The sequence below is a fragment of the Terriglobia bacterium genome, from assembly GCA_020072785.1.
Taxonomy (GTDB): domain Bacteria; phylum Acidobacteriota; class Terriglobia; order Acidiferrales; family UBA7541; genus Acidiferrum.
In genome coordinates, this window is record JAIQGG010000001.1 from 296715 (window position 1) to 320567 (window position 23853).

Consider the following 23853-nt stretch of genomic DNA (forward strand, 5'->3'; position numbering starts at 1 on the left):
CTGAGATGCGCGCAATGCGAATAGCGGCGCTGGTCGTGAGCGTGCTGATCCTGGCGGCGGGCACGGCGGCCGGGGAAAAAGAGGACCAGGCCTGCCTGGAGTGCCACGGCCAGGCGGGAATGAAGACCGAGGGCGGAAGAAACATTTCCGTCGATCCGGCCAAGCACCGGGCCAGCATGCACGGCATCCTGGCGTGCCGGGACTGCCACACGACGCTGCGCGAGTATCCGCATCCAGCGAAGGTCCCGCGGGTGAAATGCGCGACGTGCCACGCCGAGGAAAGCTCCGACGTGCCCAAAAGCATACACGGCCTGCTGGGCGGGCAGGCCTGCCGATCCTGCCATGGCGATGTGCACGAACTGGCGGCGGGGGCCCAGGTGGCGCCGGGGAAGTGCGCGGAATGTCATCGGCAAGAAGTCCGCGAGCTGCAGGAAAGCGCGCACGGGCGGGCGGCGAAGTCCGGCGATCCGGACGCGCCGGGATGCGCGAGCTGCCACGGAGCGGTCCACCGGATACTGGCTTTCAGCGAAGCGGGCGCGCCAGTGGCGAAGAAGAATCTGCCGGACACCTGCGCCAAGTGCCACAGCAACAAGGAGTTTCTCTCACGGCACCAGATTCCCTTAGCGCATCCCGTGGAAGCCTACCGGCATAGCGTGCACGCGCGCGCGGTGCAGGCCGGGAAGAACGCGGCAAGCTGCTCGGATTGCCACGGCAGCCACGGCATCGCGGCGGGGCGCGAGGCGCGCGCGCCGATCAACCACTGGAACGTGGTGGCTACCTGCGGACGGTGCCACAGCGCCATCGCGAAGAGCTATCTGGCGAGTGTCCACGGGCAGGCCATGCAGGCGGGGGTGCGCGACGCTCCGGTGTGCACGGATTGCCACGGCGAGCACAACATTCTTTCTCCGCTGGATGCGGGGTCGCTGGTGAACGCGGCGCGGGTGTCGATGGATACGTGCGCGCGGTGCCACAGCGACGAGCGCCTGGCCGAGCGCTACAACCTGGCGAGGGACCGCGTGCCGTCGTATGCCGACAGCTTCCACGGGCTGGCCATGCGCCAGGGCTCGCAGACGGTGGCCAACTGCTCGTCGTGCCACGGCGTGCACGATATCTTCCGCTCGAGCGATCCGCGCTCCACGGTGAATCCCGCGAACCTGGCGAAAACTTGCGGCCACTGCCACGCGGGCGCGGGGGAAAAATTCGCGATCGGGCCGGTGCACGTGCAGACGGGAAGCGGGCCGGCACATCCGGTGGTGCAGTGGATCCGTTGGATCTACTGGGTGCTGATCCCGCTGACGCTGGGATTCATGGTGGCGCACAACGGAGTGGACCTGCTGTCGAAACTGGTGCGGCGGCGCCCGCGGCACGAGGGCCCGCAGCAGGCGCTGCGCATGAATTTCTACTTTCGCGTGGCGCACTGGGGAGTGATGCTCAGCTTCCCGACGCTGGTGCTCACGGGGTTCGCACTCAAGTATCCCGGAAAATGGTGGGCGCAGCCGCTGCTGCTGTGGGAGAGCCACGTGGCCTTTCGCGGCACGCTGCACCGGCTGGCGGCGGTGGTGCTGGTGGCGGCGACGCTGTACCACTGCGTGCACCTGGCGGTGAACCGGCGCGACCGCGCCTTCCTGAAGGCCATGCTGCCGCGCTTCCGGGACTTCACCGATCTCGTGGACGTCTTCCGCTACAACCGGGGCCTGACCACGGAAGAGCCGAAATTCACGAAATTCAATTACGCGGAGAAGATGGAATACTGGGCGTTTCTGTGGGGTACGGCGGTGATGACGTTCTCGGGCCTTGTGCTGTGGTTTAACAACTTCACGCTGCGCTATTTCCCGAAGTGGGTGCTGGATGCGGCCACGGCGGTGCACTTCTACGAGGCGCTGCTGGCCACGTTCTCGATTCTGCTGTGGCACTTCTACATGGTCATCTTCGACCCGGTGGTCTATCCCATGGACCTCGCGTGGCTGCACGGCAAGGTTCCCGCGGAGCATTACCGCCACACGCGGCCGGGCTACTACCGCGCGCTGATGGCCGCGGGGCTGGTGCGCAACCCTTCTGGTCCGGCGGAACCCGCAGCGGCTGCGGAGACGGAGCCGGAGGAAGTGAAGAACCCGCCGGAACAGGGATAGGCCGAAGTTTTCGTTTCCGGACATCATGCCCAAGGCGGATGTGCTAGTGTCTGCGGCTGGGAGAGCATCGCCACATGGCCATTCGAACGATCATTGAACCCTTTCGCATCAAGAGCATCGAGGCGATCCACGGCACGACGCGGGAAGAGCGGCGGCGGCTGATCGAAGCGGCGGGTTACAACCTGTTTTTAGTGGCGGCGGACGCGATCCTGATCGATCTGCTGACGGATTCGGGAACGTCGGCGATGTCCACGGAGCAGTGGGCGGCGATGATGCGCGGCGACGAAAGCTATGCAGGCTCTTCGAGCTTCGGGCGCTTCCGCGAATCGGTGCAGGGGATCTTCGGCTTCCGGCATGTGATCCCGACGCACCAGGGGCGCGCGGCGGAACGGATTTTGTTCACGGTGATGTGCAAGAAGGGCGACGTGGTGCCCAATAACACGCATTTCGACACCACGCGGGCGAACTGCGAATACGCCGGAGCGGAGGCGCTGGACCTGCCGATCCCGGAAGCGAAGGAGCCGGCGCGGGTGCTGCCCTTCAAGGGCAACATGGATACGGCCAAGCTCACGGAAACCATCGCGCGCGTGGGCGCGAAGCGCATTCCGCTGGTGATGCTCACGGTGACCAACAATTCCGGCGGCGGGCAACCCGTCTCGATGGCCAACATCCGCGCGGTGAAGGAGATCTGCGCGTGGCACGGCATTCCGCTGTATATCGACGCCTGCCGCTTCGCGGAAAACGCCTACTTCATCAAGCTGCGCGAGCCAGGCTACGCGGAGAAAACGCCGCGGGCGATCGCCCAGGAGATGTTTTCCCTTGCCGACGGCTGCACCATGTCCGCGAAAAAGGACGGCCTGGCGAATATCGGCGGTTTCCTGTGCACCAACGATGACCTCCTGGCGCAGCAGGAGAAAGACCTGCTCATCCTCACGGAAGGCTTTCCCACCTACGGCGGGCTGGCCGGGCGGGACCTGGAAGCGATTGCCGTGGGTTTGAACGAGGCGCTGGAAGAGGTGTACCTGAAATACCGCATCGCGTCCACGGCCTTTCTTGGCAACCACATCGCCAGCGAGGGCGTGCCCATTATGCAGCCGCCGGGCGGCCATGCGATTTACCTGGATGCGCGGGCGTTTCTGCCGCACATTCCGCTGGAGCAGTTTCCGGGCGTGGCCCTGGCGGTGGAGCTGTATCTGGAAGGCGGGATCCGTTCCGTGGAGATCGGGCGGCTGATGTTTGGCGAGCACGCCACGATGGATCTGGTGCGCCTGGCGATTCCGCGGCGCGTGTACACACAGAGCCACATCGAGTACGTGGTGGAAGTGATCCTGGACGTGTGGCGGCGGCGCGGGGAGATCCGCGGCTATGAGGTGACGCAGCAGGCGCCGTTTCTGCGGCACTTCACGGCGCGACTGCGGCCGCTGGCGGGATGACGGACGCGGATAAAACTTTGGGGAAGCTGCGGCAAGGCCGGCCGTTCTGGCCTTCCCCGTGCATTAGAAGAAACTGAGGTGAGTGCTCGTCGCCACCCCCCTGGGATGGGTTGCAGCCTCCCGGACGTCTCGCCGACACTTCCGAGCGGACGCAACCTACTGATGGACAAAGGCTTATCTGAAATTGGGAAAGCCCATTGTCCGGGCGCGGCACTCACCCCAGAAGTGCGGGCAGGGCGAATCGGCGCAAAGGGTGAGTGTTCTCGCCCAATCGGCACAGTTAAGGAGATTTGCACATGAATCCGCTCGAGAAGCACCAAGGGCAGCGCGGACCGCGCTTGAGTGTGCAGGAGTTGCAGGCGGCGGCTGCGGAAATGCGCGCCATGAACCTGGTGAGCATCTATGCCGCGGGATCGGGTCATCCGGGCGGCACGCTCTCGGTGATGGACCTTGCCGCGGCATTATACCTGCGCGTGCTGAATCACGATCCCGGCGATCCCAACTGGGCGGAGCGTGACCGCGTCTTCTGGTCCGCGGGACACAAGGCGCCGGCGCTGTACGTGGCGCTGGGGCGGGCGGGCTATTTCCCGCTGGACGATGTGGTGCTGCTGCGGCAGCTGGGCTCGGGATTCGAAGGCCATCCCAACTGGCTGAAGGTGCCGGGCGTGGAGATTTCCAGCGGGTCGCTGGGGCAGGGGCTGGGCGCGGCGGTGGGCGATGCGCTGGCGGGAAAGCTGCGCGGCAGCGGCTACCGCGTGTATGCGCTAATGGGCGACGGCGAGCAGCAGGAGGGGAGCATCTGGGAAGCGGCCATGGCCGCGGCGCATCACCGACTGGACAATCTCTGCGCCATCGTGGACCGGAACCGGCTGCAAATCGACGGCTGGGTGAAGGATGTGATGAACGTGGAGCCGCTGGCGGAAAAGTATGCGGCGTTCGGCTGGAACGTGATGGAGATCGACGGGCACGACATGGAGGGAATTCTGCGGGCGTTTGAGTCGGCGCGGGCGGTCGAGGGGCGTCCGACGGTGATTCTCGCGAACACGGTGAAGGGCAAAGGCGTCTCGTTCATGGAGAATGAGGCGGGCTGGCACGGCGTGGCGCCGAACAAGGAGCAGTTCGAACGGGCGCTGCCCGAGCTGCTCGCGCCGGAGTTTCCGCGCGCGCGGGTGGAGGCGCTGCTGGCGCGCGCGGCGGAAAATGCGCGCCGCGTGGCGCAGGAGGCCAAGGACAGCGTGCCCAAGTTCAGCCGGGACTACTGGTGGAACGCGGGCCAAGCGATGAAAGCGGAGATGGACCCGACGCGCATGGGATTCGGGCGCGGGCTGGAGCGCGCCGGGGAAGATCCGCGGGTGGTGACGCTGCACGCGGACATCTCCGGATCGATCCGCATCACGGATTTCGAGGCCAAGCATCCGGAGCGCAAGAACCGCGTCTTCAGCGTGGGCATCGCGGAACAGAACATGATGAGCGTGGCCGCGGGGCTGGCGCGGGAAGGGCTGATCCCGGTGACCGGAACCTACGGCGTATTCGCCTCCGGGCGCGCCTGGGATCAGATCCGCACGACCATCTGCTATTCGAATCTGAACGTGAAGATCGCCGGGGCGCACGGCGGGATCTCCGTGGGGCCGGACGGGGCCACGCACCAGTCGCTGGAAGAGATTTCGCTGATGAGCATCCTGCCGAACATGCACGTGGCGGTGCCATGCGATTCCGTGGAGACGGAAAAGGCCACGCGGCATTGCCTGCTAGAAGTGGCGGGGCCGTGCTACCTGCGTTTTGCGCGCGAGGCCACGCCGGTGGTGAGCACGGCGGAAACGCCGTACCGCTTCGGCGTCGCCAACGTCATCCGCTACCGCGGGGCGCAGCCGCGCTTTCTGGACGCCTTCGAAACCATTGCGGGGCCGGAGTACAAGAACGAAGGGGAGGACGCTACGATCGTGGCCTGCGGGCCGATGGTGGCGGAAGCGATGCGCGCCGCCTGGCTGCTGAAGGAAGAGTATGGGATGGAGACGCGGGTGGTGAACGTGCACACGGTGAAGCCGCTGGACGTGGCCACGCTGGCGCGCGCCGCGGAGGAGACGCAGGTGGTGGTGACGGCGGAAGAGCACCAGACGGGCGGCTTCGGGAACCTCGTGGCCGGCGCCATGCTGCGGCACCGCGCGGATTTCCGGCTGCCGCTGCAGCTGGCCATGGTGGGCGTCGCGGACCGTTTCGGGGTATCCGGAAAGCCCTGGGAGCTGGTGCAGAGCTTCGGCCTGACCGGCGAACATCTCGCGCGGCGCGTGACCGAGCTGCTGGAACAGATGCAGGAATCGCTGGACGCCGCGGAGCGCGAGGAAGCAACGTTTCAGTGCGCGCGCTGCGGCGCAGCCATTACCGTGAGCGAGCTGGCGAGTGAATTTCTGCAGCCGGCGGGGGAAGACTGCGCGGACTGCCAGCGGCGCGCGCCGGAGCTGTGCATCCAGTGCCACGTGCAGTGGGCGCGCATCAACGAGAACTACACCTGCTTCTGCCGGGAGTGCCGGGAGAGCACGGTGCTCTGCTGAGGGCGAGGATCATTCGCTGCGTTCCGATTCCTCCATTTCTGTGACCGCGAAGCGGTCAACATAGGCTCGGGCTTCCAGGGCGCGGCGAAAACCGGCTGCGTCCCGGCCGGCGATGCGCGTGAGCACTTCTGCGCCGCCGATGTCCTGCTCCTCCTGAAAAAGCGATTGGAACACTCCGTGGCCGTACGCGGGCGGCTTCCTCCAGCGGAGCCTCCGCCAGAAAACAGAAGGGTCAGACGTAGTCGGAAGAGACGCGAATGGTTAGACTCAGGACGGCTCTCCTTGCGCCGGGAAACGTGCGCTGCAGAGAGAGAGTACAGCGGTTCCGGGGAGTGCAGCATGAGCGCGACGCAAGTGACCATCGATGCCGGATTGAAAACGAAATGCCCGCGGGCGGCGCTGGGGTGCGTGACGGCGCAGGTGACAGCGGGGGAAGCGCCCGCGGCGCTGGCGGAAGAGTTGCAGGCGATCGAGGAGAAGATCGCGAAGCTGCCGGAGCCGCGCGCGGTGCTGGAGGCGGCGCAGATTGCGGCCACGCGCGCGGGGTATAAGGCATTGGGGAAAGATCCGGCGCGGTATCGCGGGTCGGCGGAGGCGCTGCTGCGGCGGGTGATTGCGGGCAAGGGATTGCCGCGGATCAACGCCGTGGTGGACGTGATCAATCTGGTGTCGGTGGAGAGCCGCTACTCGGTCGGATTGTACGATTTGGCGCACATCGCGGGCGAGGTAGTATTTCGCGCGGGCCGCGCCGGGGAGACCTACAAAGGCATCGGCAAGTACGACCTGAACCTGGAGGGGTTGCCGGTGTTCGCCGACGCGCAGGGGCCGCACGGCAGCCCGACGAGCGATTCGGAGCGCACCATGGTTACGGCGGAAACGAAGCAGGTCCTCGCGGTGATCGTTTCCTTTGGCGGGACGGAAGGATTGGACCGCTGGGCGCAGCGAATGACCGAACTGCTGGAAAAGTACGCCGGCGGACGCGAATGTAAGACGCAAATCATCGCTTGAGCAGCCTCCGCTGGAACCCTATGGATGACCGCAGTGGCTGGATGCCGCAGAATCGTTCCAGCGCTTGAAATTGTGGGATAATGCCCGGAGCGAGGCAGTATATGGCCGACCAGGAAGTCATCTTTACTGTGGAAGAAGCCCCTGAAGGCGGCTACACGGCGCGTGCTCTGGGCCATGCGATCTTCACGCAGGCGGAAACGCTGGAAGCATTGCGCACGATGGTGCGCGATGCCGTGGCCTGCCACTTCGACGAGGGAAAGAAGCCGCACGTCATCCGGCTGCACATGGTCAAGGATGAGGTGATTCCGGCTTGAAGCTTCCGCGCGACCTTTCGGGTCAGGAACTCGCGCACCTCTTGCAGAAGTTCGGCTATGAAGTGAGCCGGCAGACCGGAAGCCACCTGCGCCTTACGTCCAACCGCAAAGGTCACCAGCACCACGTCACCGTCCCCGCACATCATCAATTGAAGCTCGGCACGTTGAGTACAATTCTTTCCGAAGTGGCCATCTACCTGGAAAGCACAAAAGAACAAGTCGCGAAAGAGCTCTTTGGCGGCTAGGGCCTAGCCGGTTTCTTGCCGTCGAGGAGGCCGCGGGCGGCGAGGAGCTCGGCGTTGAGCAGGGCGGCACCGGCGGCACCGCGCACGAGGTTGTGCGAGAGCACGGTGAATTTCACGTCGAGCAAGGGGCACGGGCGGACGCGGCCGACGACAGCGGCCATGCCGTTGCCGGCGCCGGAGTCGCGGCGGGGCTGCGGGCGGTCGGGTTCGTCGAGGACGACGATGGGGCGGCGCACGGCACTGGGGAGTGACGCCAGCTCGGCGTCGACTTCGAACGAGCGCAACACGTCGCGCACCTCCTCCACGGAAGCCTTCTTCTTCAGCTGGACCGAGACGCTTTCCATGTGGCCGTCGAGGACCGGGACGCGGTTGCAGTGCGCGCTGAGGCACATGGCGGAATCCACGAAGCGCGCGCCGTTCCACGCACCGAGCAGCTTCTGCGGCTCGGTCTCCATCTTTTCTTCTTCGCCGCTGATGAACGGGACCACATTGCCGAGAATGTCCATCGAGGGCACGCCGGGATAGCCGGCGCCGGAAATGGCTTGCATGGTCACCACGAAAACCTGCTGGAGGCCGAAAGCGGCGGCCAGCGGTTTGAGCGCGAGAACGAGGCCGGCGGTCGAGCAGTTGGGATTGGTGACGAGCAAGCCGCGCTCGAAGCCGCGGTTTTTCTTCTGCACCGGGATGCAGGCGAGATGCGCGGCGTTCACTTCGGGAATGAGCAGCGGAACGTCCGGCTCCATGCGGTAATTCTTGGAATTGCTGACGACGGGATAGCCCGCGCGGGCGAAGGCTGCCTCGATGGGCCCGGCGACGGAGGAATCGAGGCCGGAGAAGACGAAGTCGCAAGCGAGCGGTGGCGCGGCGTCCTTCACAACGAGATCGCGGGCGGCTTCCGGGATCGCCTCGGTAAGATGCCAGCGCACGGCGTCCGCGTAGCGCTTCCCCGAGGAGCGCTCCGAGGCGGCGACTTCCGCCAGCTCGAACCAGGGATGCTGCGCGAGCAGGTGGACGAGGCGCTGGCCGACGATGCCCGTGGCGCCGAGAACTCCGGCGCGCCAGCGGCGCTGTCCCGCGGCCAAGGGTGCGCGGTTCATGCCGCACCTCCGGCCTGCGCCGGGTCATTTGCAACGGAAGGCCCGATGCGCGTGCCGCGGAGTTGCGGATTGAAGGTATTGCGTACCCAGACGGTCATTTCGGTCTCCTCGGCAAGTGGCAGAACGTGCGGATGAAGGACTTTGGCGCCGCTGGCGGCGAGAGCGTGCGCTTCGTCGTAGCTCATCTCGTGCAGCAGCTTCGCTTCGGCGGACTCATGGGGATTGGCGGTGAAGATGCCGTCCACGTCGGTCCAGATGACGAGCTCGCCGGCGTCCAGGGTGTGGGCGATGAGCGCGCCGGAAAAATCGGAGCTGTTGCGGCCGAGCGTGGTGATGCGCCCGTCGGGCGTGGCACCGAGGAAGCCGGTGACCACGGGCACGATGCCGTCTTCGAGCAGCGGAAGAAGGATGGCGCGGCCGCGCTCGCGGGTCTCCTGCAAATGGGGTTTGGCGTCGCGGAAGGTGTCACAGGTCAGCACGAAATCGGAAGAGGCCACGGGCACCGCGGCGATGCCGGCCTTTTCCAGAGCGGCAGCGAAGAGCCGCGCGCTGAAGCGCTCGCCGAAAGAGGCCAGGCGATCGAAGAACTCGGCGCTGGCGGCCAGAGGGCCGCGGAGCGGCACTTCATGAAGCAGGTCGCGGCCGAGCAGGTGGAGCTCGCGGCGGACGCGTGCGTGGCCGGCCTCCGGGAGCTGGAGATCGCGCAGGACGTCGAGATGCAGCTGGAGCACGGCCTCAGCTTCCCGGCGCGCCGCGGCGAAGCTTCCGTCGGCCAGCAATTGCGCGACGGCCAGCAGGCGGTCGGTGACGCCCTTCATCGCAGAGACGACCACGGCGACGCGGGTGGTTCGGGCCGCGTCGCGGACCAGGCCTGCGGCATGGCGGATACGTCCGGCGCCGGCCACCGAGCTACCGCCGAATTTGAAGGCGACCAGCGCGCCGTTCGGGTGTGCGGCGCCCCGCACTGGCACCTCGTCCCGATCCGCCGGGGCGAAGCTGCGGCCGGCAACGAACAGTTCCTCTGCGTTCTCGAGACTCATGACTGCCGCTCCTCTATCTCTGTGACCGCGAAGCGGTCAACGATGGGGTCTGCCGCGGGAGCGATTCTGGAGGGGGCAAAAACGAAAAACCCGCCGCCAGATTCGCTTCTGGCGGCGGGTTCGAAACTTTTGGCTAAGTTGCTAGCTGTTTCTCCACGCGCCCGAAGCGAGAATAGTCGACGTAGTCGTGGTCGACGTAGTCGACATCGACTTCGTGGAGGTAATTCGCTTCGTGAACGTGGTCATCATGCCGGGGAAAAGCGTAGCACGGGCCGCGCTCTGCGGGCAATGGCCAAAAAATGCCAACGGCGGCGGCGCGGCGTGCTGGTTACCCCCCAGGCGGAGCCGCCCGCGCCGGGGGGAGGAACCTGTTCCTGGCGTTCCGCTGCCCCTGTCCTTCCGGACAGTTTCCTTGGAAACACGTAAAAGGCGGAAAAAGCTGGGCTGGCGGCGGCAGCCCGGTATGCTGTGACAAAGAGTAAAGATATCCTCGCTTCGGCCGGTGACGCTGCACCTGCGAGAGTCGCGTGGTCCGAACGCGGAAGCGAAATAGTTGACCGCTCTACGGTCACAGAGAAGAAGGTTGCCGATGAAAGCCCACTTTCAAGCGCGAAGTCTGTTGGTGAAAGCTTCTTTCTTGTTCGCGCTCAGCTTGGCCGGAACCGCTGTTTACGGACAGCAAGCTCGAAAAGCGATCGTCAAGTTCACGCCGGAGTACCCCGAGCTGGCGCGCAGAATGCAGTTGTCCGGCGCGGTGAAAGTGGAAGTGACAATCGCGCCGAACGGCCAGGTCAAAAGCACGAAGGTGATTGGCGGGCATCCGTTGCTGGTGGCCGCGGTGACTTCCGCGGTGCAAAGGTGGAAGTTTTCGCCCGGCAATGCGGAAACCTCGCAAACACTGGAATTCGATTTCCATCCTTGAGGCTGTCCAGGGACCGCGCGCGGAGAAACCGTGCCGCGGCGACCCGGCCTGGCTCTAAAATTCATTCTCTCTTGAGACAGAAGCGCCGTGTGCGTAGCGCGCTGCGGGAGAGCTGCGTCGCGGGAAAGCTCCTGCAGGGCTAAGAAAGCCCTTCCTTCTTCCGATACTCCCGGTAGCACTCCGGACAAAACCCGTGGCTTACCTGGACATTGGAGTGCCGCGCCACGTAATCATCGAGCCGGCCCCAGGTGCCCTTGCCGTGCTCTACGCCGCTATCGTCACGGATTTTGCCGCAGACGCAGCAGACCGGCAGGACTTGCTCGAGCATGTGGAGACGCTCCCGTTCGGTCAGGTCGCGTATTACCACGAGGCCGGCGGGCGCCCCCGCATAAAGGATGCGCTCGGCGGTGACCTCCACGGGAAAGACGGTTCCCTCGCGGCGCCTGGCGCGGGTCTCATGCCACCGGGGTGCTTCTCCACCCCGCTCGCGCTCCTGGGAATATCCGAGGACCTTGTCCCGCTCTTCCTCGGCCACAAAAGCAGAGATCGCGGCTCCGATTTCCTCCTCGGGACTCCCGTAGCCATGCAAATGTGCGTCGGCAGGATTGGCAAAAACGACTTTGCCCGCTTGCACGATGCGCACCGCCACCGGCAGCGCTTCCAGAATCTGCCGCAGCTTCCGCTCACTCTCCCGCGATGCCTCCTCCGCCCGCCGGCGCTCGGTAATGTCGCGGATGACGACGACGAAATGAGGCTGCGTGCTGGCTGTCGTAATGGCGTCCACCGACAACTCGATGAGAAACAGCTCGCCGTTCTTGCGCTTCCCGGGAAACTCCTGTGGGCCTCCCCCGATCACAGGATTCCGGCCTCCGGTTCGCTGGCGTTCCATGTTTTCTCGGAACTCTTTGGCTACGTCGCCGGGCATCAAGGATTCCATATCGGCCCCGAGCAGGGAGCCCGGTGCGTACCCGAACATCTGCTCGACCGCGGGGTTGGCGAAGCGGATCTTGCGCTTGAAGCCGAAAATAAGGATGCCGTCGCGCACCATCCGGGCAATCGAATCAAAGCGCAGTTCGGCGGCAGAGGCCGCCTGCTCGGTAGCCATCACGGTGACGGGGCGAAGGATAACCACGTATAAGACAGGCAAGACAAAAATGGAAAGCAGGGCGCAATCGAGGAGGGCTGCTGCGACACCAATCGGAAGCCCCAGCAAAAAGCGGAGCAGGATCATCACCGCGAACTCGGCAACAAAGACCACCAGCAAGCTGCGCCAGAGGAGAGTGATGGCCAAGTAGACGGCCGCGCGCCGCGCGTTCCCTTCGTTCATCACTGAAAACCGCAAAGGCATCTTCATTGGGCATCTTCCCGCGCAGCAGAGCCCGGTAACCTGCTGGGCCGCTTGCTACAGGAAAATATAACCCAGGGCCGGGATTGCGGCCTTCCGGTTGTCCTGCATGTACTCCGTGACAGTTGCCATTTGGATGGGTCCTGCAACCGGAGGCGAGCGGGAAAGTGCTGGTCACAATGAAGGGGCGTCGAAGAGCAGGCAGGAGCAGGTCAGGCCGGATTCGGCCTTCTGCAGTTCAGCGATGTCCAGCGGGATGACGCGGAACCCCCGAGCCTCGATGCGCGCCTGGGTTTTGGGGAAGGAGGCGGGAAAAATCACTGTTTCGCCGAGGACCAGAGCGTTGGCGGCGTGGGGTTCCTCCGGCGAGACGTCGATCCACTGGTAGCCGGCCAGGGGCGCGGGATCGAACCAGGCGCGATTGGCGAGCAGGGTATTGCGGCCGAGGCAGGTGACCGCGGACTTCAGGTGCAGGCAGCCGGTCACCGGCACGGCGGTGACTTCGTAGCCGTGCGGGGCGAGGATGGCGGCGAGTTGGCGGAGGCCTTCGGTGCTGGTGCGCGTGGAAAGGCCGGCATAGAGTTTGCGGCCGATGCGCAGGATGTCGCCGCCTTCCATGATGCCGGGCAGCCGGACATATTCGAGCTTGCGGAACTTCGCGAGGGCCAGCGCCAGGCTGGCGGCTTCGCGGCGGCGCGACTCCGTGCCCAGGGGCAGGATCACCGCCAGCTCGTCGAGCACGATGGCCGGGTCTTCGACGAACATGGAGTCCGGAAGATCGGGCAGGGCGGGCAGGGAGACGACCCGCGCGCCGAGTTTCTCGAGAAGCTGCTCGTAGGCGCGGTGCTGCGCGCGGGCTTTTTCGAGGTCAATGGGCTGGCGCGAGATGAAGGAGAGCTCGCAGCGGGTGAGCGCGGGGCTGACGGCCCGGGTGATGGCGGTAAGCATGGTTCTGGGTCTCCCAGGGAAGCGGAACAGCCGTACTTTACCAGATTTGCCGGAGGCAATTGCCGAAACGCGGGGGAGGAAACGCAATTGTCGCGCGCGGCAAATGGAGCTAGACTCTGCTTTTTGCAAGTGCGGCCTGGTCCGCACAGAGAGGTTATCGAATGCCGATAAGCCGTGTAGTACCCAAGCTGCTTGCTGTTTCGTGTGCCGTGCTGGGGCTGGCGCCGGCGCCGCCGGCGCGCGCGCAGCAGGAGGCGAATGCCGCGGTGGACGCGGTGTTTGCCGATGTAGCCAAGCCAGGCTCGCCGGGCTGCGCACTGGGCGTCTACCGCGAAGGAAAGATGATTTATGCGCGCGGCTACGGCCTGGCCGACCTCGAGCAGAGCGTGCCCATCACTCCGCAGTCCGTCTTCGACATCGGCTCCACTTCCAAGCAATTCACCGTGACCAGCGTCCTGCTCCTCGAAAAGCAGGGCAAGCTCTCCGTGAACGACGACGTTCGCAAATACATTCCGGAGCTGCCGGAGTATGGCGGGAAAATCACCATCCTGCACCTGATGAATCACACCAGCGGGCTGCGCGATTATCTGACGCTGTTCGAGCTTGCCGGAATCAATACCGACAGCGTGACCACCGACGAGGACGCTCTGGCCATCATCGCGCGGCAGAAGGCGCTGAACTTCGCGCCGGGGAGCGACTGGCTCTACAGCAACACGGGATTTTTCCTGCTTTCGGTGATCGTGAAGCGCGTGAGCGGCCAGCCGCTGGCGGAATTCGCCGCGGAGAATATCTTCACGCCGCTGGGGATGACCCACACGCAGTTCCGCGACGACCACACCTCGCTGATCGCAAAGCGCGCGCTGGCCTACGATCCCACTGGGAAAGGCGGGTACAAGCTCGACGTTTCCTACTTCGAGCAGACCGGCGACGGCGCCGTGCATACCTCGGTCGAGGACCTGCTGCGCTGGGACGAGAATTTCTACTCGGCGCAGATCGGCGGGAAAGCGTATCTCGCGGAGATTCAGGAGCGCGGCAAGCTGGCCAGCGGCAAGGCGCTGGAGTACGCCAAAGGGCTGTTCGTCGGCGACTACCGCGCGCTGCACACCGTGAGCCACGGCGGTTCCTGGGGCGGCTATCGGGCCGAACTGCTGCGCTTTCCGGAGCAGCATTTTTCCGTGGCCTGCCTGTGCAACGTGGGCAACGCCAATCCGGAAAAGCGCGCCCGGCAGGTGGCCGAGGTTTATCTCGGCGGGCTGATGAAGGCGAAAGAGGAAAAGAGGGAAGCCGAGGACTTGGAAAAACAGAAGCCGGAGATCGCGCTGGCTGCGGAGCAGTTGCGGGCCTACACGGGCGATTACTGGAGCGAAGAACTGGGCGTGACCTACCGGCTGGCGCTTGCCGGAGAAAAAATGAAGCTGGCGGCGGTGCTGGACCGCACCGGGCTTCCGCGCACCGGCCATGCTTTGCCGATCGCCTGGCGTGCGACGGCCGCCGATGAATTCGCCGCCAGCGGCGCGCCGCTCATACTGCATTTCCGGCGCGGCGCGAACGGGGCGGTGAGCGGATTTACGCTGGATGCCGGACGTACACGGGATATGATCTTCCTTCGCCGTGAGAGCGCGGCAGAGCGGGAGGCAAAATGACGAAACAAGGCGGAAACGATCCGATGCGGCGGGTGGCGGCGCTGGCCGTGGTGTTGCTGGGCGCGGCGGCGCTGTGGTGGGCGGGCAGCGGCGGGAATTCCTCATCGGCGCAGAGAGACGTGGACGCAGCGGTCGCGGCGGCGCGGCAGCAGGCCGCGGCCAGCGATCCGCGGCTGGCGAAGGCTGCGCGCTTCGAGCAGGACGGCTGGATCTACGTGCATCTGGAGGGCGAACCGGGCGCGGTCGGCTTCCAGCACGGCTACCTGCTGGCGCCGGAGATCGAGGACGCTTTCGCCGCGGTGCAGGCGGGGATGACGCACTCAAGCGAGCGCGACTGGGCCTTCTTCCGCAAGGCGGCGCACGAAATGCTGTGGCCGAAGATCGACGCGGAATACCAGCAGGAGCTCACGGGAATCGTGGAAGGGCTGCGCGCGCGCACCGGCTCGAAGCTGGACGTGGACGACCTTGTGGCTTTCAACGCCTTTGAGGAGCTGCCGGACTACTACGTGCCGTGGCTGAACAAGCGGGAGAAGGCGGCGTCCGCGCCGGCGCTGAAAAGCCCCGGGAACTGCAGCGCGTTCATCGCCACGGGAAGGTGGACCAAGGACCACCAGATCGTCATGGCGCACAACAACTGGACGAGCTACCTGAACGGCGAGCGCTGGCGGATCATTTTCGACATCGCGCCGGCCCGCGGCCACCACCTCCTGATGGACGGCTTTCCGGGAGTGATCGCCAGCGACGACGACTTCGGAATCAACAGCGCCGGACTGCTGGTCACGGAGACGACGATCACGCAGTTCGAGGGCTGGGATCCGGCGGGGAAGGCGGAATTCGTGCGCGCGCGCAAGGCGCTGCAGTACGCCGGGTCGATCGACGAATACGTGAAAATCATGCTGGACGGGAATAACGGGGGCTACGCCAACGACTGGCTGGTAGGGGACCGCAAGACCGGGGAGATCGCGCAATTCGAGCTGGGGCTGAAGGCGTTTCACCTGTGGCGCACGAAGGATGGCGTCTTCGCCGGTTCGAACTGGGCGCGCGACCCCAAGGTGCTCGCTCTGGACGCGCCGCAATTCGATCCCAACAACCCGGAGACTTCGCCCAACGCGCGCCGCGTGCGCTGGGACGAACTGCTGCGCAAGAATTGGGGCAGAATCGACGTGGCCCTGGCGCAGCAGATGCTCGGCGACCACGCCGACAGCTATGAGAAGAAGGAAGAGGCAAACGAGCGCACGCTATGCGGGCACGTGGACGCGTCGCCGCGCGGAATAGCGCTCTGGACGTGGGGGCCGAACTACCCGGGCGGGGCGGTGCAGGGCAAGGCCACCGACGCGGCCATGGCGGCGAAAATGCAGTTCACCGCGCGCGTGGGCCATCCCTGCGGGGAGGATTTTCTGGCCGCGCCGTTTCTCGCGGCGCACCCCGAATACAACTGGCAGGCGCCATATCTGCGGGACATGAAGGCCGGCCCGTGGACCGAATTCCACTCCGGGCAGGCCGCGGCGAAGTAGCCCGGAGCCGTCTTTCGTCTACGGGAAAAAAGCCGCGGGGCTGGCGCCCCGCGCTGCAGGCAATCCTCCGGAAAAAAGTCCTACTGGCTTGCGCCGGCGCGGACGATGGAAATCTCCACGCTCGAGGGGTACTGCTGGGAGCGGAAGATGCGCTGCGTGGCCTTGTGGTAGTCGGCTTCCCTGGCTTCGAAGATGTTGGGCACGAATTTCTGCGGGTTGCGGTCGATGAGCGGGAACCACGTGCTCTGCACCTGCACCTGAATGCGGTGGCCCTTCTTGAAAACGTGGTTGGCGGTGTGCAGGTCGATGGTGAAGGGCGTGACCTCGCCGGGCGTGACGGGCTCAGGCTTTTCGAAAGAGTTGCGGAAGCGCCCGCGGAAGACCTCGTCGGCGATCATCAGCTCGAAGCCGGCGAGCTTCCAGTCCTGCGGATATTTTTCCGGGTAGACGTCGATGAGTTTGACGATCCAATCGGCGTCGCTGCCGGTGGTGGAGGCGAAGAGCTTGGCGGTGACCTGCCCGGCGAGCGCAACGTCTTCCGGCAGCTCCTCAGTGGTCCAGCTCAGGACGTCGGGGCGCTGATCCACGAAGCGCTGGTCCTCGAGCAGCCAGGTGAACCAGCCGCCAGGGTAGTCGGCGGGATAGGTCATCTCGATGGGACGGTGGCGGTAGGGCACGGGATGCGCCGGGTCGGAGAGGTAGCTGTCGGCGGCCTGCGGGTTCGCGCTCCGTGGCGGATCGAACGAGAGTTTTCCCATGCTGCGGAAATAGAGCTTCTTCGTCTGGGCCTGCTTGGGCGGCCAGGAGTCGAACTTCGTCCACTCGTCGCTTCCCGTCTGGAAGAGGATGGCCTCCTGCAGAGGCAGCTGGCCTTTATTCTTCAGCCAGTAGGCGAACCAGGGCGCCTCGATCTTCCGCCGGAAATAGAGCGCGGTGTCGCTGCCGAAGGGAATCGCGCCGAGCGAGCTGCCCGCGCCGTGCGCCCAGCCGCCGTGATTCCAGGGGCCCACGGCGAGATAGTTGAGGTGGTCGGGGTCATCCTTTTCCAGCAGCTCGTAGATCTTCATGGGGCCGTAGAAATCTTCCTGGTCCCACCAGCCGGCGACATTGAGGTTGGGTACCGTCGGGCGCTTCAGGATGTAGGGCATGGCCTGCTTTTTCCAGAAGACGTCGTAGTTGGGATGGGCGACGAAATCGTTCCAGGTGGGCAGCGTGCCGTGCAGGTAGTTCTTGTTGGCGTTGGAGAGCGCGCCGAGCCGCAGGTACCACTCATAGGTGTCGAAGCGGTCGAAGGGGAAAATGTAGTTCTCCTTCGAGGTTTCCATCATGGTGGCGTATTCGAAGCCGTAGCTCAGGCGGAAGGCGCCGTGATGGTGAAAATCGTCGCCGAGGAACATGTCCGCGGGCGAGGCCTGCTCGGAGACGGCTTTGAGCGCGGGATGCGGTGAGAGCATGCCCATGACCGTGAGCCAGCCGCCGTAGGAGATGCCCAGGAGGCCGACGCGGCCGTTGTTGCGCGGGACGTTCTTCACCAGCCAGTCGATGGTGTCGTAGGTGTCCGTGCCCTCATCAATGGCCTTGGCGTCCCGGGGATCGCGCACCGGCCGGTTCATGACGAATTTGCCTTCGGAGCCGAAACGGCCGCGGATGTCCTGGAAGACGAAGATGTAGCCGTCGGGGATCATCTCGGCGTAACGGCCGCGCTTGCGGCTGTAGCCCTTGGCGTCGTCGGCGAGGCCGTAGGGGGTGCGCTCCAGGACGATAGGCAGGGGCTCGGCGGCGTTTTTCGGGCTGTAAATCTCGGTGTGCAGCTTCACGCCGTCGCGCGCGGGGATCAGGACCTCGGTCTTGTCGAAGAGCAGCGCATAGTCGGGCGGCGGGGCCTGCGGGGTCTGGGCCGCCAGCGGGACGACGAGCAGTGCAGCCAGCACCGGCAGAAAGAGGTTGGTCAGGGAAATACGCAGGAAGCGCATGGTTCACTCCAGTACCGCGGCATGGCGCAGGTTTCCGGCAGACCCGGGAGCATACCACAGGAGGAAGCGCGCCGGTGGCCGTAGAGGCGCAGGTCTGTTATAATGATAAGTGTTCGCCTGCAGTAAATCGACAAACAGACGGGAGTTCCTTTCGGGCTGCTCGTTGTTGAAGCAGCCTTTTTTGTTTGGAAACTGAAGATCAAGACATGAACCAGAACATTCGCAATATCGCCATTATCGCGCACGTAGACCACGGCAAAACCACGCTGGTGGACGCCATGCTCAGGCAGAGCGGGATTTTCCGCTCCAACGAGGCGGTCGTCGAGCGCGTGATGGATTCGAACGACTTGGAGCGCGAGCGCGGGATCACGATTCTCGCCAAGAACACGGCGCTGTTCTTCCACGACACGAAAATCAATATCGTAGACACCCCCGGCCACAGCGACTTCGGCGGGGAAGTGGAGCGCGCGCTGCGCATGGTGGACGGCGTGGTATTGCTGGTGGATGCCAGCGAAGGCCCGCTGCCGCAGACCCGCTACGTCCTGCAGAAGGCCCTGGCGGCCAAGCTGCCCCCGGTCATCGTGCTGAACAAGATTGACCGCCCTGACGCGCGGCCCAAAGAAGTACTGGACGAGATCTACGATCTGTTCATCGACCTCGATGCCACCGAAGACCAGCTGGACTTCCCCGTGGTGTACACGAACGCGCGTGCGGGCGTGGCGCACCGCACCCCGGGCGACGATTCCAAGGACCTGCTGCCGCTGTTCGAAACCATCGTGGCCAAGATTGCGCCGCCTCCGGGCGATCCCGCAGGCCAGCTGCAGATCCAGGTGATGAACCTCGACTACAGCGACTTTCTCGGGCGCATCGCCATCGGCCGGGTCTTCAACGGCACGCTGAAGCGCGGCGAAGAAGTGGGTATCAGCAAGCTGGATGGAAAACTCACGCCGACGCGCATCACCAAGCTGTACACCTTCCGGGGGTTGGAGCGCGACGAAGCAGAAAGCGTTGTCGCGGGCGATCTCGTGGCCATTGCCGGCGTCGAGGGCATTCAGATCGGCGAGGGCATCACGGATCTCGCCGCTCCCGCGCCGTTCGAACCGTTGTTGATCGATGAGCCGACGCTGGCCATGATCTTTACGGTGAACAGCAGCCCGCTCTCCGGCAAGGACGGCAGCTACCTCACCTCGCGCGACCTGCGCGATCGCTTGCAGAAAGAGCTGCTGACCAACGTCTCCATCCGCGTGGAAGACACGGACACGCCGGAATCGTTCCGCGTGCTGGGGCGCGGCGAACTGCAGCTGGCCATCCTGATCGAAACCATGCGCCGCGAAGGCTTCGAGCTGATGGTGGGCAAGCCGGAAATCGTGGTGCGCAATGAAGGCGGCAAGAAGCTGGAGCCGCTGGAGCGGCTGGTGATCGACGTGCCGGAGAGCTTCATCGGCATCATTCTCGAGACGCTGGGCAGCCGGCGCGGCGAGATGGTCAAGATGAGCAATCACGGCTCGGGGCGCGTGCGCATGGACTTCAAGATTCCTTCGCGCGGGCTGATCGGGCTGCGCAGCCAGCTGCTTACCGACACGCGGGGCACCGCGCTGATTCATTCCATCTTCGACGGCTGGACGGACTACGCCGGGGAGATGGCGTTGCGGCCCACGGGCGCGCTGGTGGCCGACCGTTCCGGCCCGTCCACGGCGTTTGCGCTGTGGAACATCCAGGAGCGCGGGGAGCTGTTCATCGGCGCGGCGATCGAAGTGTATGAAGGCATGATCGTGGGAGAAAATTCGCGCGAACAGGACATGGACGTCAACGTCACCAAGGAAAAAAAGCAGACGAACATGCGTTCCTCGAGCGCGGACGAAGCCATCCGGCTGATTCCGCACCGCGAGCTGAGCCTGGAACAGGCCATCGAGTTCATCGCCGACGACGAGTTCGTCGAGGTCACCCCGAAATCGATCCGCCTGCGCAAGAAGGTTCTGCAGGCCAACAAGCGCCCGCGCCGCTGGCAGGAAATCCGCGCCAGCAACGTGGCCAAGTAAGCGAGTCCGGGGGGACAGACACTTGTCCTGGCCTGCCCCTTCCGGGACATGGTTCACTGGCTCGCCAGCGCAGGTCAGCCTGTAGGCAGACGAGATGTGGAATCTCCCACAACCCTCCCCCAAGCGTTTGAGTGAGATGGCGCAGGAGACGGAAGCCAGCGGCCCGCAGTCAATTCGAAGTACTTTATAATCTGTAAGTTACATGTTCATTCCCGATGCTGACTTGGTATTTCGCATGCATCTCCCAACGAGGGGGGGCCGAGTCAGGAGTGTCGTATGGAGAAAGCCATGAGCCATGCTCTGGACTATACCGTAGTGACCAACAAATCTTTTGCCGATGCGGTACGCGCGGTCGAGCAGAAAGCCGTGGAAAACGGTTTTCGCGTGCTGCACGTGCATGACTTCGCCGCCATGCTCGGCGAAAAAGGCTTTGCGCGCGAGCCGCTGACCATCGTGGAGATCTGCAACGCGCGTTACGCCAGCGAGGTGTTGAAGAAAGATGTGCGCACCGCGCTGCTGCTTCCCTGTCCGGTGGCCGTGTTCGTGGAAAACGGCAAAACCTGCATCAGCACCATGCTTCCCAGCACCATGGCCGATTTCTTCCCCGAGAAGGGCATTGCGGAAGTGGCTTTCGCGGTGGAAGAAACCGTGCGTAAGATCGTGGACGAAGCGAAAGCCGAGCCCCACGAGCTTGTCTCCCGCGCCCAGCCAGCGCCCTGAGAGGGAACCGCCCGGCCAATTGCCGGGAAAACCCGGGCGCCGCGCTAGAATCGGGCTGCGGAAATCCTGAGAGGAAAGAACTCGCTGTACGGCTTCAGCTCCTGAAGTCTCCAAGTTTGGCGCATTGTTACTTCGAGCAGGTATAGAGGTAACCGTCGCGGACCTGGTGTAGAGTCTTAGGTTCCATGCGGCATCACGCTCCACCTCAGTCGCCCGGTTCGCCCCGCTTCCGCGGGATTGGCACCTATTCCCGCTTGCCGCAGCTGGCCGCGGAGGAGCGCGCGGATTTCGGCATCATCGGCGTGCCCTTCGATCTGGGCGCCAGCTTCCGCAACGGCCAGCGCTTCGGCCCGGTGGCGGTGCGCGAAGCCTCGCGCCTGGTGCGCCTGGCGCATCCCTATCACTGGATCGACATCTACGAATTCCTGAGCGGCGGCGACTACGGTGATGCGCCGGTCTATCCCGCCGATCTGGCGCAGAGCATCGCCGCCATCGAGGAGTACGTGCGGCCGGTCGTGGCGGGCGGCACGGTGCCCATCGCGATCGGCGGAGACCACACCGTCTCCCTGCCGCTGCTGCGCGCAGTGGCCGCGGCTCACGACGAGCTGGCCCTGGTGCATTTCGACGCGCACACCGACACCGATGACGAGCTCTTCGGCTCCAAGGTTTGCCACGGCACGCCCTTCCGCCGCGCCCTCGAGGAAGGCCTGATCGATCCGAAGCATTCCATCCAGGTGGGCATTCGCGGCTCTACGGTGACCGCCGGGGAGATCGACGATTCGCGCGCCCTGGGCTTTGAGGTGATCGAAGCGCCGGAAATGTTTGCGCTAGGCCCGGCTGGCGTGGTCGAGCGCATTCTGGCGCGCGTGGGCAGCCGCAAGGCCTACCTCACCTTCGACGTGGATTTTCTGGACCCCGCCTATGCGCCGGGAACGGGCACACCGGAAGTGGGCGGTCCGGCGTCGCACGAAGCGCTGGCCATGCTGCGCGGCCTGGGGGCCATTCCCTTCGTGGGCTTCGACGTGGTGGAGGTCCTGCCCGCCGCCGACCATGGGCAGATCACCGCGCTCCTTGCCGCCAACGTGATCTTCGAGTTCATCTCGCTCCTGGCGGTGCGCCGCCGCGCCGCCGGGCGCACCACCTGACGGCGAAATTGCCCACGCAGATTGCTCCAGAGCATGTACTTTCCGGCGCGCTTTCACGCGGCTCGCTGTGTTTTCTCACGCAGCGATGCCCGTAGCTAGTACCTGTACTCGCAGAATAGCCCTTACCGTTTCAGTAACTTACACAGCCGGCGCCGGAAAGTATCTTTGGCTGCTCGCCTGCATTATTAAAATAGCTCGCTTGCATTTTTGTGATTATTTTCGGTGCCAGACGCCCGGAAGAAGGAGCGGCCATGCCGGTCAAGGAAGCCTACTTGGAGCGCGTCGTCGGCGAAGTGGAGAAGCTGGCGGCCAAGGTCGCGCACCTGAAGAGCCGGCTGGCGCAGGAAGGCGGGGGTCTGCAACTCCGCTACTACTGGGAGTTGGAGTATCTGCGCAAGCGTTTTGCGGAGTTCAAGCAGCGCGTGGAAGAATTGGAAGAAGCCGATGAGTCGCGGTCCCAGGAACTCTTCGAATCCGCAGAGATAACCTGGAGAGACCTGGAACGCACCATCGAAGGGCTATTGCGCGGGCTTCCCTGACGCGGCGGCGCGTGCGGCGCCTGGCAGAGCCGGGAAGGAGGATGCCATGAAAAAGACAGGAAAGAGCGGTCTGGGGCATCTGCAGAAAATGAAGAAGCAGGAGCGCCAAGTTCTGGCGTCAAAGATTCACATGGAGACGCAGGGCCGTCCGCGTACCGCAAAGCGGCCTCACCGCCGTATGGCGTGACAGAAAACAGAGCGACTCCGAAAGCGGGACCTGCCGGTGCGGGTCCCGCTTCTGCTTTTTGGGACTGCCTGTTTCCGCCGCCGCTCCCCCGCCTCGCAAAAAGTCCGCGCGGACACAGACAGGCCGCGGCGAATGCACTAGAATCACTGTGCCGCCGCGGCGGACGCAACACCGCCGGCCGGCAACTCCCTCGCGAGGCGCACCGTCATGTTCAAAGAAGAGATGCTGAAGGGCAGGGCAGTCTTTCTCACCGGAGGCGGCACGGGCCTCGGAAAGTCCATGGCGCTGCGGCTGGCCGGATTGGGGGCGCGGCTGTTCGTGGTGGGGCGGCGCGAAGAGCCGCTGCGCGAAACCTGCGAAGAGATCCGCCGCGCGGGGGGCGTGGCGAGCTACGCCATCTGCGACGTGCGCGATTACTCCGCGGTGGAAGCCGCCGCCGGCGCCGCGGAGGAGCAGTTCGGCCGCATCGACACGCTCGTCAACGGCGCTGCGGGCAACTTCATCGCCCGCACGGAGAAGCTCACGCCGAACGCCTTCAACGCCGTGGTGGGCATCGTGCTCCACGGCACCTTTCACTGCACGCAGGTCTTCGGCAAGCGCTGGATCGCCGCCAAGCAGCCCGGCAACGTTCTGAATATCGTCACCACCTATGCCGCGGCCAATTGCGGCTCGGGCTTCATCGTGCCGTCGGCGTGCGCCAAGGCCGGGGTGCTGGCGATGACCACTTCGCTGGCGGTGGAATGGGCGAAATACCGCATCCGGGTGAACGCCATCGCCCCGGGACCCTTCCCGACCGAGGGGGCCTGGTCGCGGCTGATGCCCTCGAAACAGTTCGAAGAACACGCCATCGAAAAGCATCCCATGAAGCGCTTCGGGCGCCACGAGGAGCTGGCCAATCTGGCGGCCTTCCTCCTGAGCGACATGGCCGAATACATCAACGGGGAATGCGTGGTGATCGACGGCGCACAGTGGCTGCGCGGCGCCGGGGAATTCAACGACCTGCTCGTGCTCCCCGAAGCCGCCTGGGAAGCCATGGAAGCGGCGCGCGCGAAAAAGTAGGCTG

Annotated in this window: 21 protein-coding genes; 15 read left to right on the forward strand and 6 right to left on the reverse strand. The window is 64.7% G+C overall.

Going from position 1 to position 23853, the window contains the following annotated elements:
- Window positions 1–5 precede the first annotated feature (5 nt).
- The 3 genes from LAN61_01275 to LAN61_01285 all read left to right on the forward strand — a co-directional run bounded on the left by LAN61_01275 (window position 6) and on the right by LAN61_01285 (window position 6111).
- Window positions 6–2129 carry a cytochrome b/b6 domain-containing protein gene (locus LAN61_01275; protein ID MBZ5539127.1) on the forward strand — a complete coding sequence of 708 codons (2124 nt, stop codon included), beginning with the start codon at window positions 6–8 and terminating at the stop codon, window positions 2127–2129.
- Window positions 2130–2203: 74 nt separating this feature from the next.
- Complete coding sequence (locus LAN61_01280; GenBank protein MBZ5539128.1) at window positions 2204–3562, forward strand: tryptophanase; 1359 nt, start codon at window positions 2204–2206, stop codon at window positions 3560–3562.
- Window positions 3563–3858: 296 nt separating this feature from the next.
- The gene (locus LAN61_01285; GenBank protein MBZ5539129.1) at window positions 3859–6111 is read left to right on the forward strand and encodes a transketolase; all 2253 of its coding nucleotides are present in this window, start codon (window positions 3859–3861) and stop codon (window positions 6109–6111) included.
- A gap of 9 nt (window positions 6112–6120) precedes the next feature.
- Here LAN61_01285 and LAN61_01290 read toward each other — a convergent pair whose 3' ends face one another.
- Window positions 6121–6285, reverse strand: coding sequence for a hypothetical protein (locus LAN61_01290; GenBank protein ID MBZ5539130.1), 165 nt, complete (start codon window positions 6283–6285; stop codon window positions 6121–6123).
- A gap of 165 nt (window positions 6286–6450) precedes the next feature.
- Here LAN61_01290 and LAN61_01295 point away from each other — a divergent pair, with 165 nt between their 5' ends.
- The 3 genes from LAN61_01295 to LAN61_01305 all read left to right on the forward strand — a co-directional run bounded on the left by LAN61_01295 (window position 6451) and on the right by LAN61_01305 (window position 7678).
- The gene (locus tag LAN61_01295) at window positions 6451–7119 is read left to right on the forward strand and encodes a hypothetical protein (GenBank protein ID MBZ5539131.1); all 669 of its coding nucleotides are present in this window, start codon (window positions 6451–6453) and stop codon (window positions 7117–7119) included.
- Window positions 7120–7220: 101 nt separating this feature from the next.
- The gene (locus LAN61_01300) at window positions 7221–7433 is read left to right on the forward strand and encodes a 2-oxoisovalerate dehydrogenase (protein ID MBZ5539132.1); all 213 of its coding nucleotides are present in this window, start codon (window positions 7221–7223) and stop codon (window positions 7431–7433) included.
- Complete coding sequence (locus LAN61_01305; protein ID MBZ5539133.1) at window positions 7430–7678, forward strand: type II toxin-antitoxin system HicA family toxin; 249 nt, start codon at window positions 7430–7432, stop codon at window positions 7676–7678. Before LAN61_01300 ends, LAN61_01305 begins: the two co-directional genes overlap by 4 nt.
- Here LAN61_01305 and asd read toward each other — a convergent pair.
- Window positions 7675–8775: an aspartate-semialdehyde dehydrogenase gene (gene asd / locus LAN61_01310; GenBank protein ID MBZ5539134.1), complete on the reverse strand. Its 1101-nt coding sequence runs from the start codon at window positions 8773–8775 to the stop codon at window positions 7675–7677. The genes LAN61_01305 and asd overlap by 4 nt on opposite strands.
- Entirely contained in the window at window positions 8772–9815 is a 1044-nt protein-coding gene (locus LAN61_01315) for an aspartate kinase (GenBank protein ID MBZ5539135.1), read from the reverse strand. Before LAN61_01315 ends, asd begins: the two co-directional genes overlap by 4 nt.
- A gap of 583 nt (window positions 9816–10398) precedes the next feature.
- Here LAN61_01315 and LAN61_01320 point away from each other — a divergent pair.
- Entirely contained in the window at window positions 10399–10737 is a 339-nt protein-coding gene (locus tag LAN61_01320) for an energy transducer TonB (protein ID MBZ5539136.1), read from the forward strand.
- A 139-nt stretch (window positions 10738–10876) separates the two neighbouring features.
- Here LAN61_01320 and LAN61_01325 read toward each other — a convergent pair whose 3' ends face one another.
- Together LAN61_01325 and LAN61_01330 are read right to left on the reverse strand one after the other, a co-directional pair.
- Window positions 10877–12091: a PAS domain S-box protein gene (locus LAN61_01325; GenBank protein ID MBZ5539137.1), complete on the reverse strand. Its 1215-nt coding sequence runs from the start codon at window positions 12089–12091 to the stop codon at window positions 10877–10879.
- Window positions 12092–12256: 165 nt separating this feature from the next.
- Complete coding sequence (locus LAN61_01330) at window positions 12257–13030, reverse strand: dimethylargininase (GenBank protein MBZ5539138.1); 774 nt, start codon at window positions 13028–13030, stop codon at window positions 12257–12259.
- A 161-nt stretch (window positions 13031–13191) separates the two neighbouring features.
- Here LAN61_01330 and LAN61_01335 point away from each other — a divergent pair, with 161 nt between their 5' ends.
- Together LAN61_01335 and LAN61_01340 are read left to right on the forward strand one after the other, a co-directional pair.
- Window positions 13192–14673, forward strand: coding sequence for a serine hydrolase (locus LAN61_01335; GenBank protein MBZ5539139.1), 1482 nt, complete (start codon window positions 13192–13194; stop codon window positions 14671–14673).
- Window positions 14674–14696: 23 nt separating this feature from the next.
- Complete coding sequence (locus tag LAN61_01340; GenBank protein MBZ5539140.1) at window positions 14697–16187, forward strand: peptidase C45; 1491 nt, start codon at window positions 14697–14699, stop codon at window positions 16185–16187.
- A gap of 80 nt (window positions 16188–16267) precedes the next feature.
- On the opposite strand, the gene LAN61_01345 is transcribed toward LAN61_01340, so the two are convergent.
- A complete protein-coding gene (locus tag LAN61_01345; GenBank protein MBZ5539141.1) occupies window positions 16268–18160 on the reverse strand; it encodes a CocE/NonD family hydrolase in 1893 nt (630 codons plus the stop codon).
- A gap of 206 nt (window positions 18161–18366) precedes the next feature.
- On the opposite strand from LAN61_01345, the gene typA reads away from it, so the two are divergent.
- The 6 genes from typA to LAN61_01375 all read left to right on the forward strand — a co-directional run bounded on the left by typA (window position 18367) and on the right by LAN61_01375 (window position 23849).
- Complete coding sequence (gene typA / locus LAN61_01350) at window positions 18367–20199, forward strand: translational GTPase TypA (protein ID MBZ5539142.1); 1833 nt, start codon at window positions 18367–18369, stop codon at window positions 20197–20199.
- Window positions 20200–20487: 288 nt separating this feature from the next.
- Window positions 20488–20919: a DUF302 domain-containing protein gene (locus LAN61_01355; GenBank protein MBZ5539143.1), complete on the forward strand. Its 432-nt coding sequence runs from the start codon at window positions 20488–20490 to the stop codon at window positions 20917–20919.
- A gap of 185 nt (window positions 20920–21104) precedes the next feature.
- Window positions 21105–22064, forward strand: coding sequence for an agmatinase (gene speB, locus LAN61_01360; protein MBZ5539144.1), 960 nt, complete (start codon window positions 21105–21107; stop codon window positions 22062–22064).
- A 251-nt stretch (window positions 22065–22315) separates the two neighbouring features.
- Window positions 22316–22603: a hypothetical protein gene (locus LAN61_01365; GenBank protein ID MBZ5539145.1), complete on the forward strand. Its 288-nt coding sequence runs from the start codon at window positions 22316–22318 to the stop codon at window positions 22601–22603.
- 46 nt (window positions 22604–22649) lie between these two features.
- Entirely contained in the window at window positions 22650–22790 is a 141-nt protein-coding gene (locus tag LAN61_01370; protein ID MBZ5539146.1) for a hypothetical protein, read from the forward strand.
- Window positions 22791–22997: 207 nt separating this feature from the next.
- Entirely contained in the window at window positions 22998–23849 is an 852-nt protein-coding gene (locus LAN61_01375; GenBank protein MBZ5539147.1) for an SDR family oxidoreductase, read from the forward strand.
- Window positions 23850–23853: the final 4 nt, after the last annotated feature.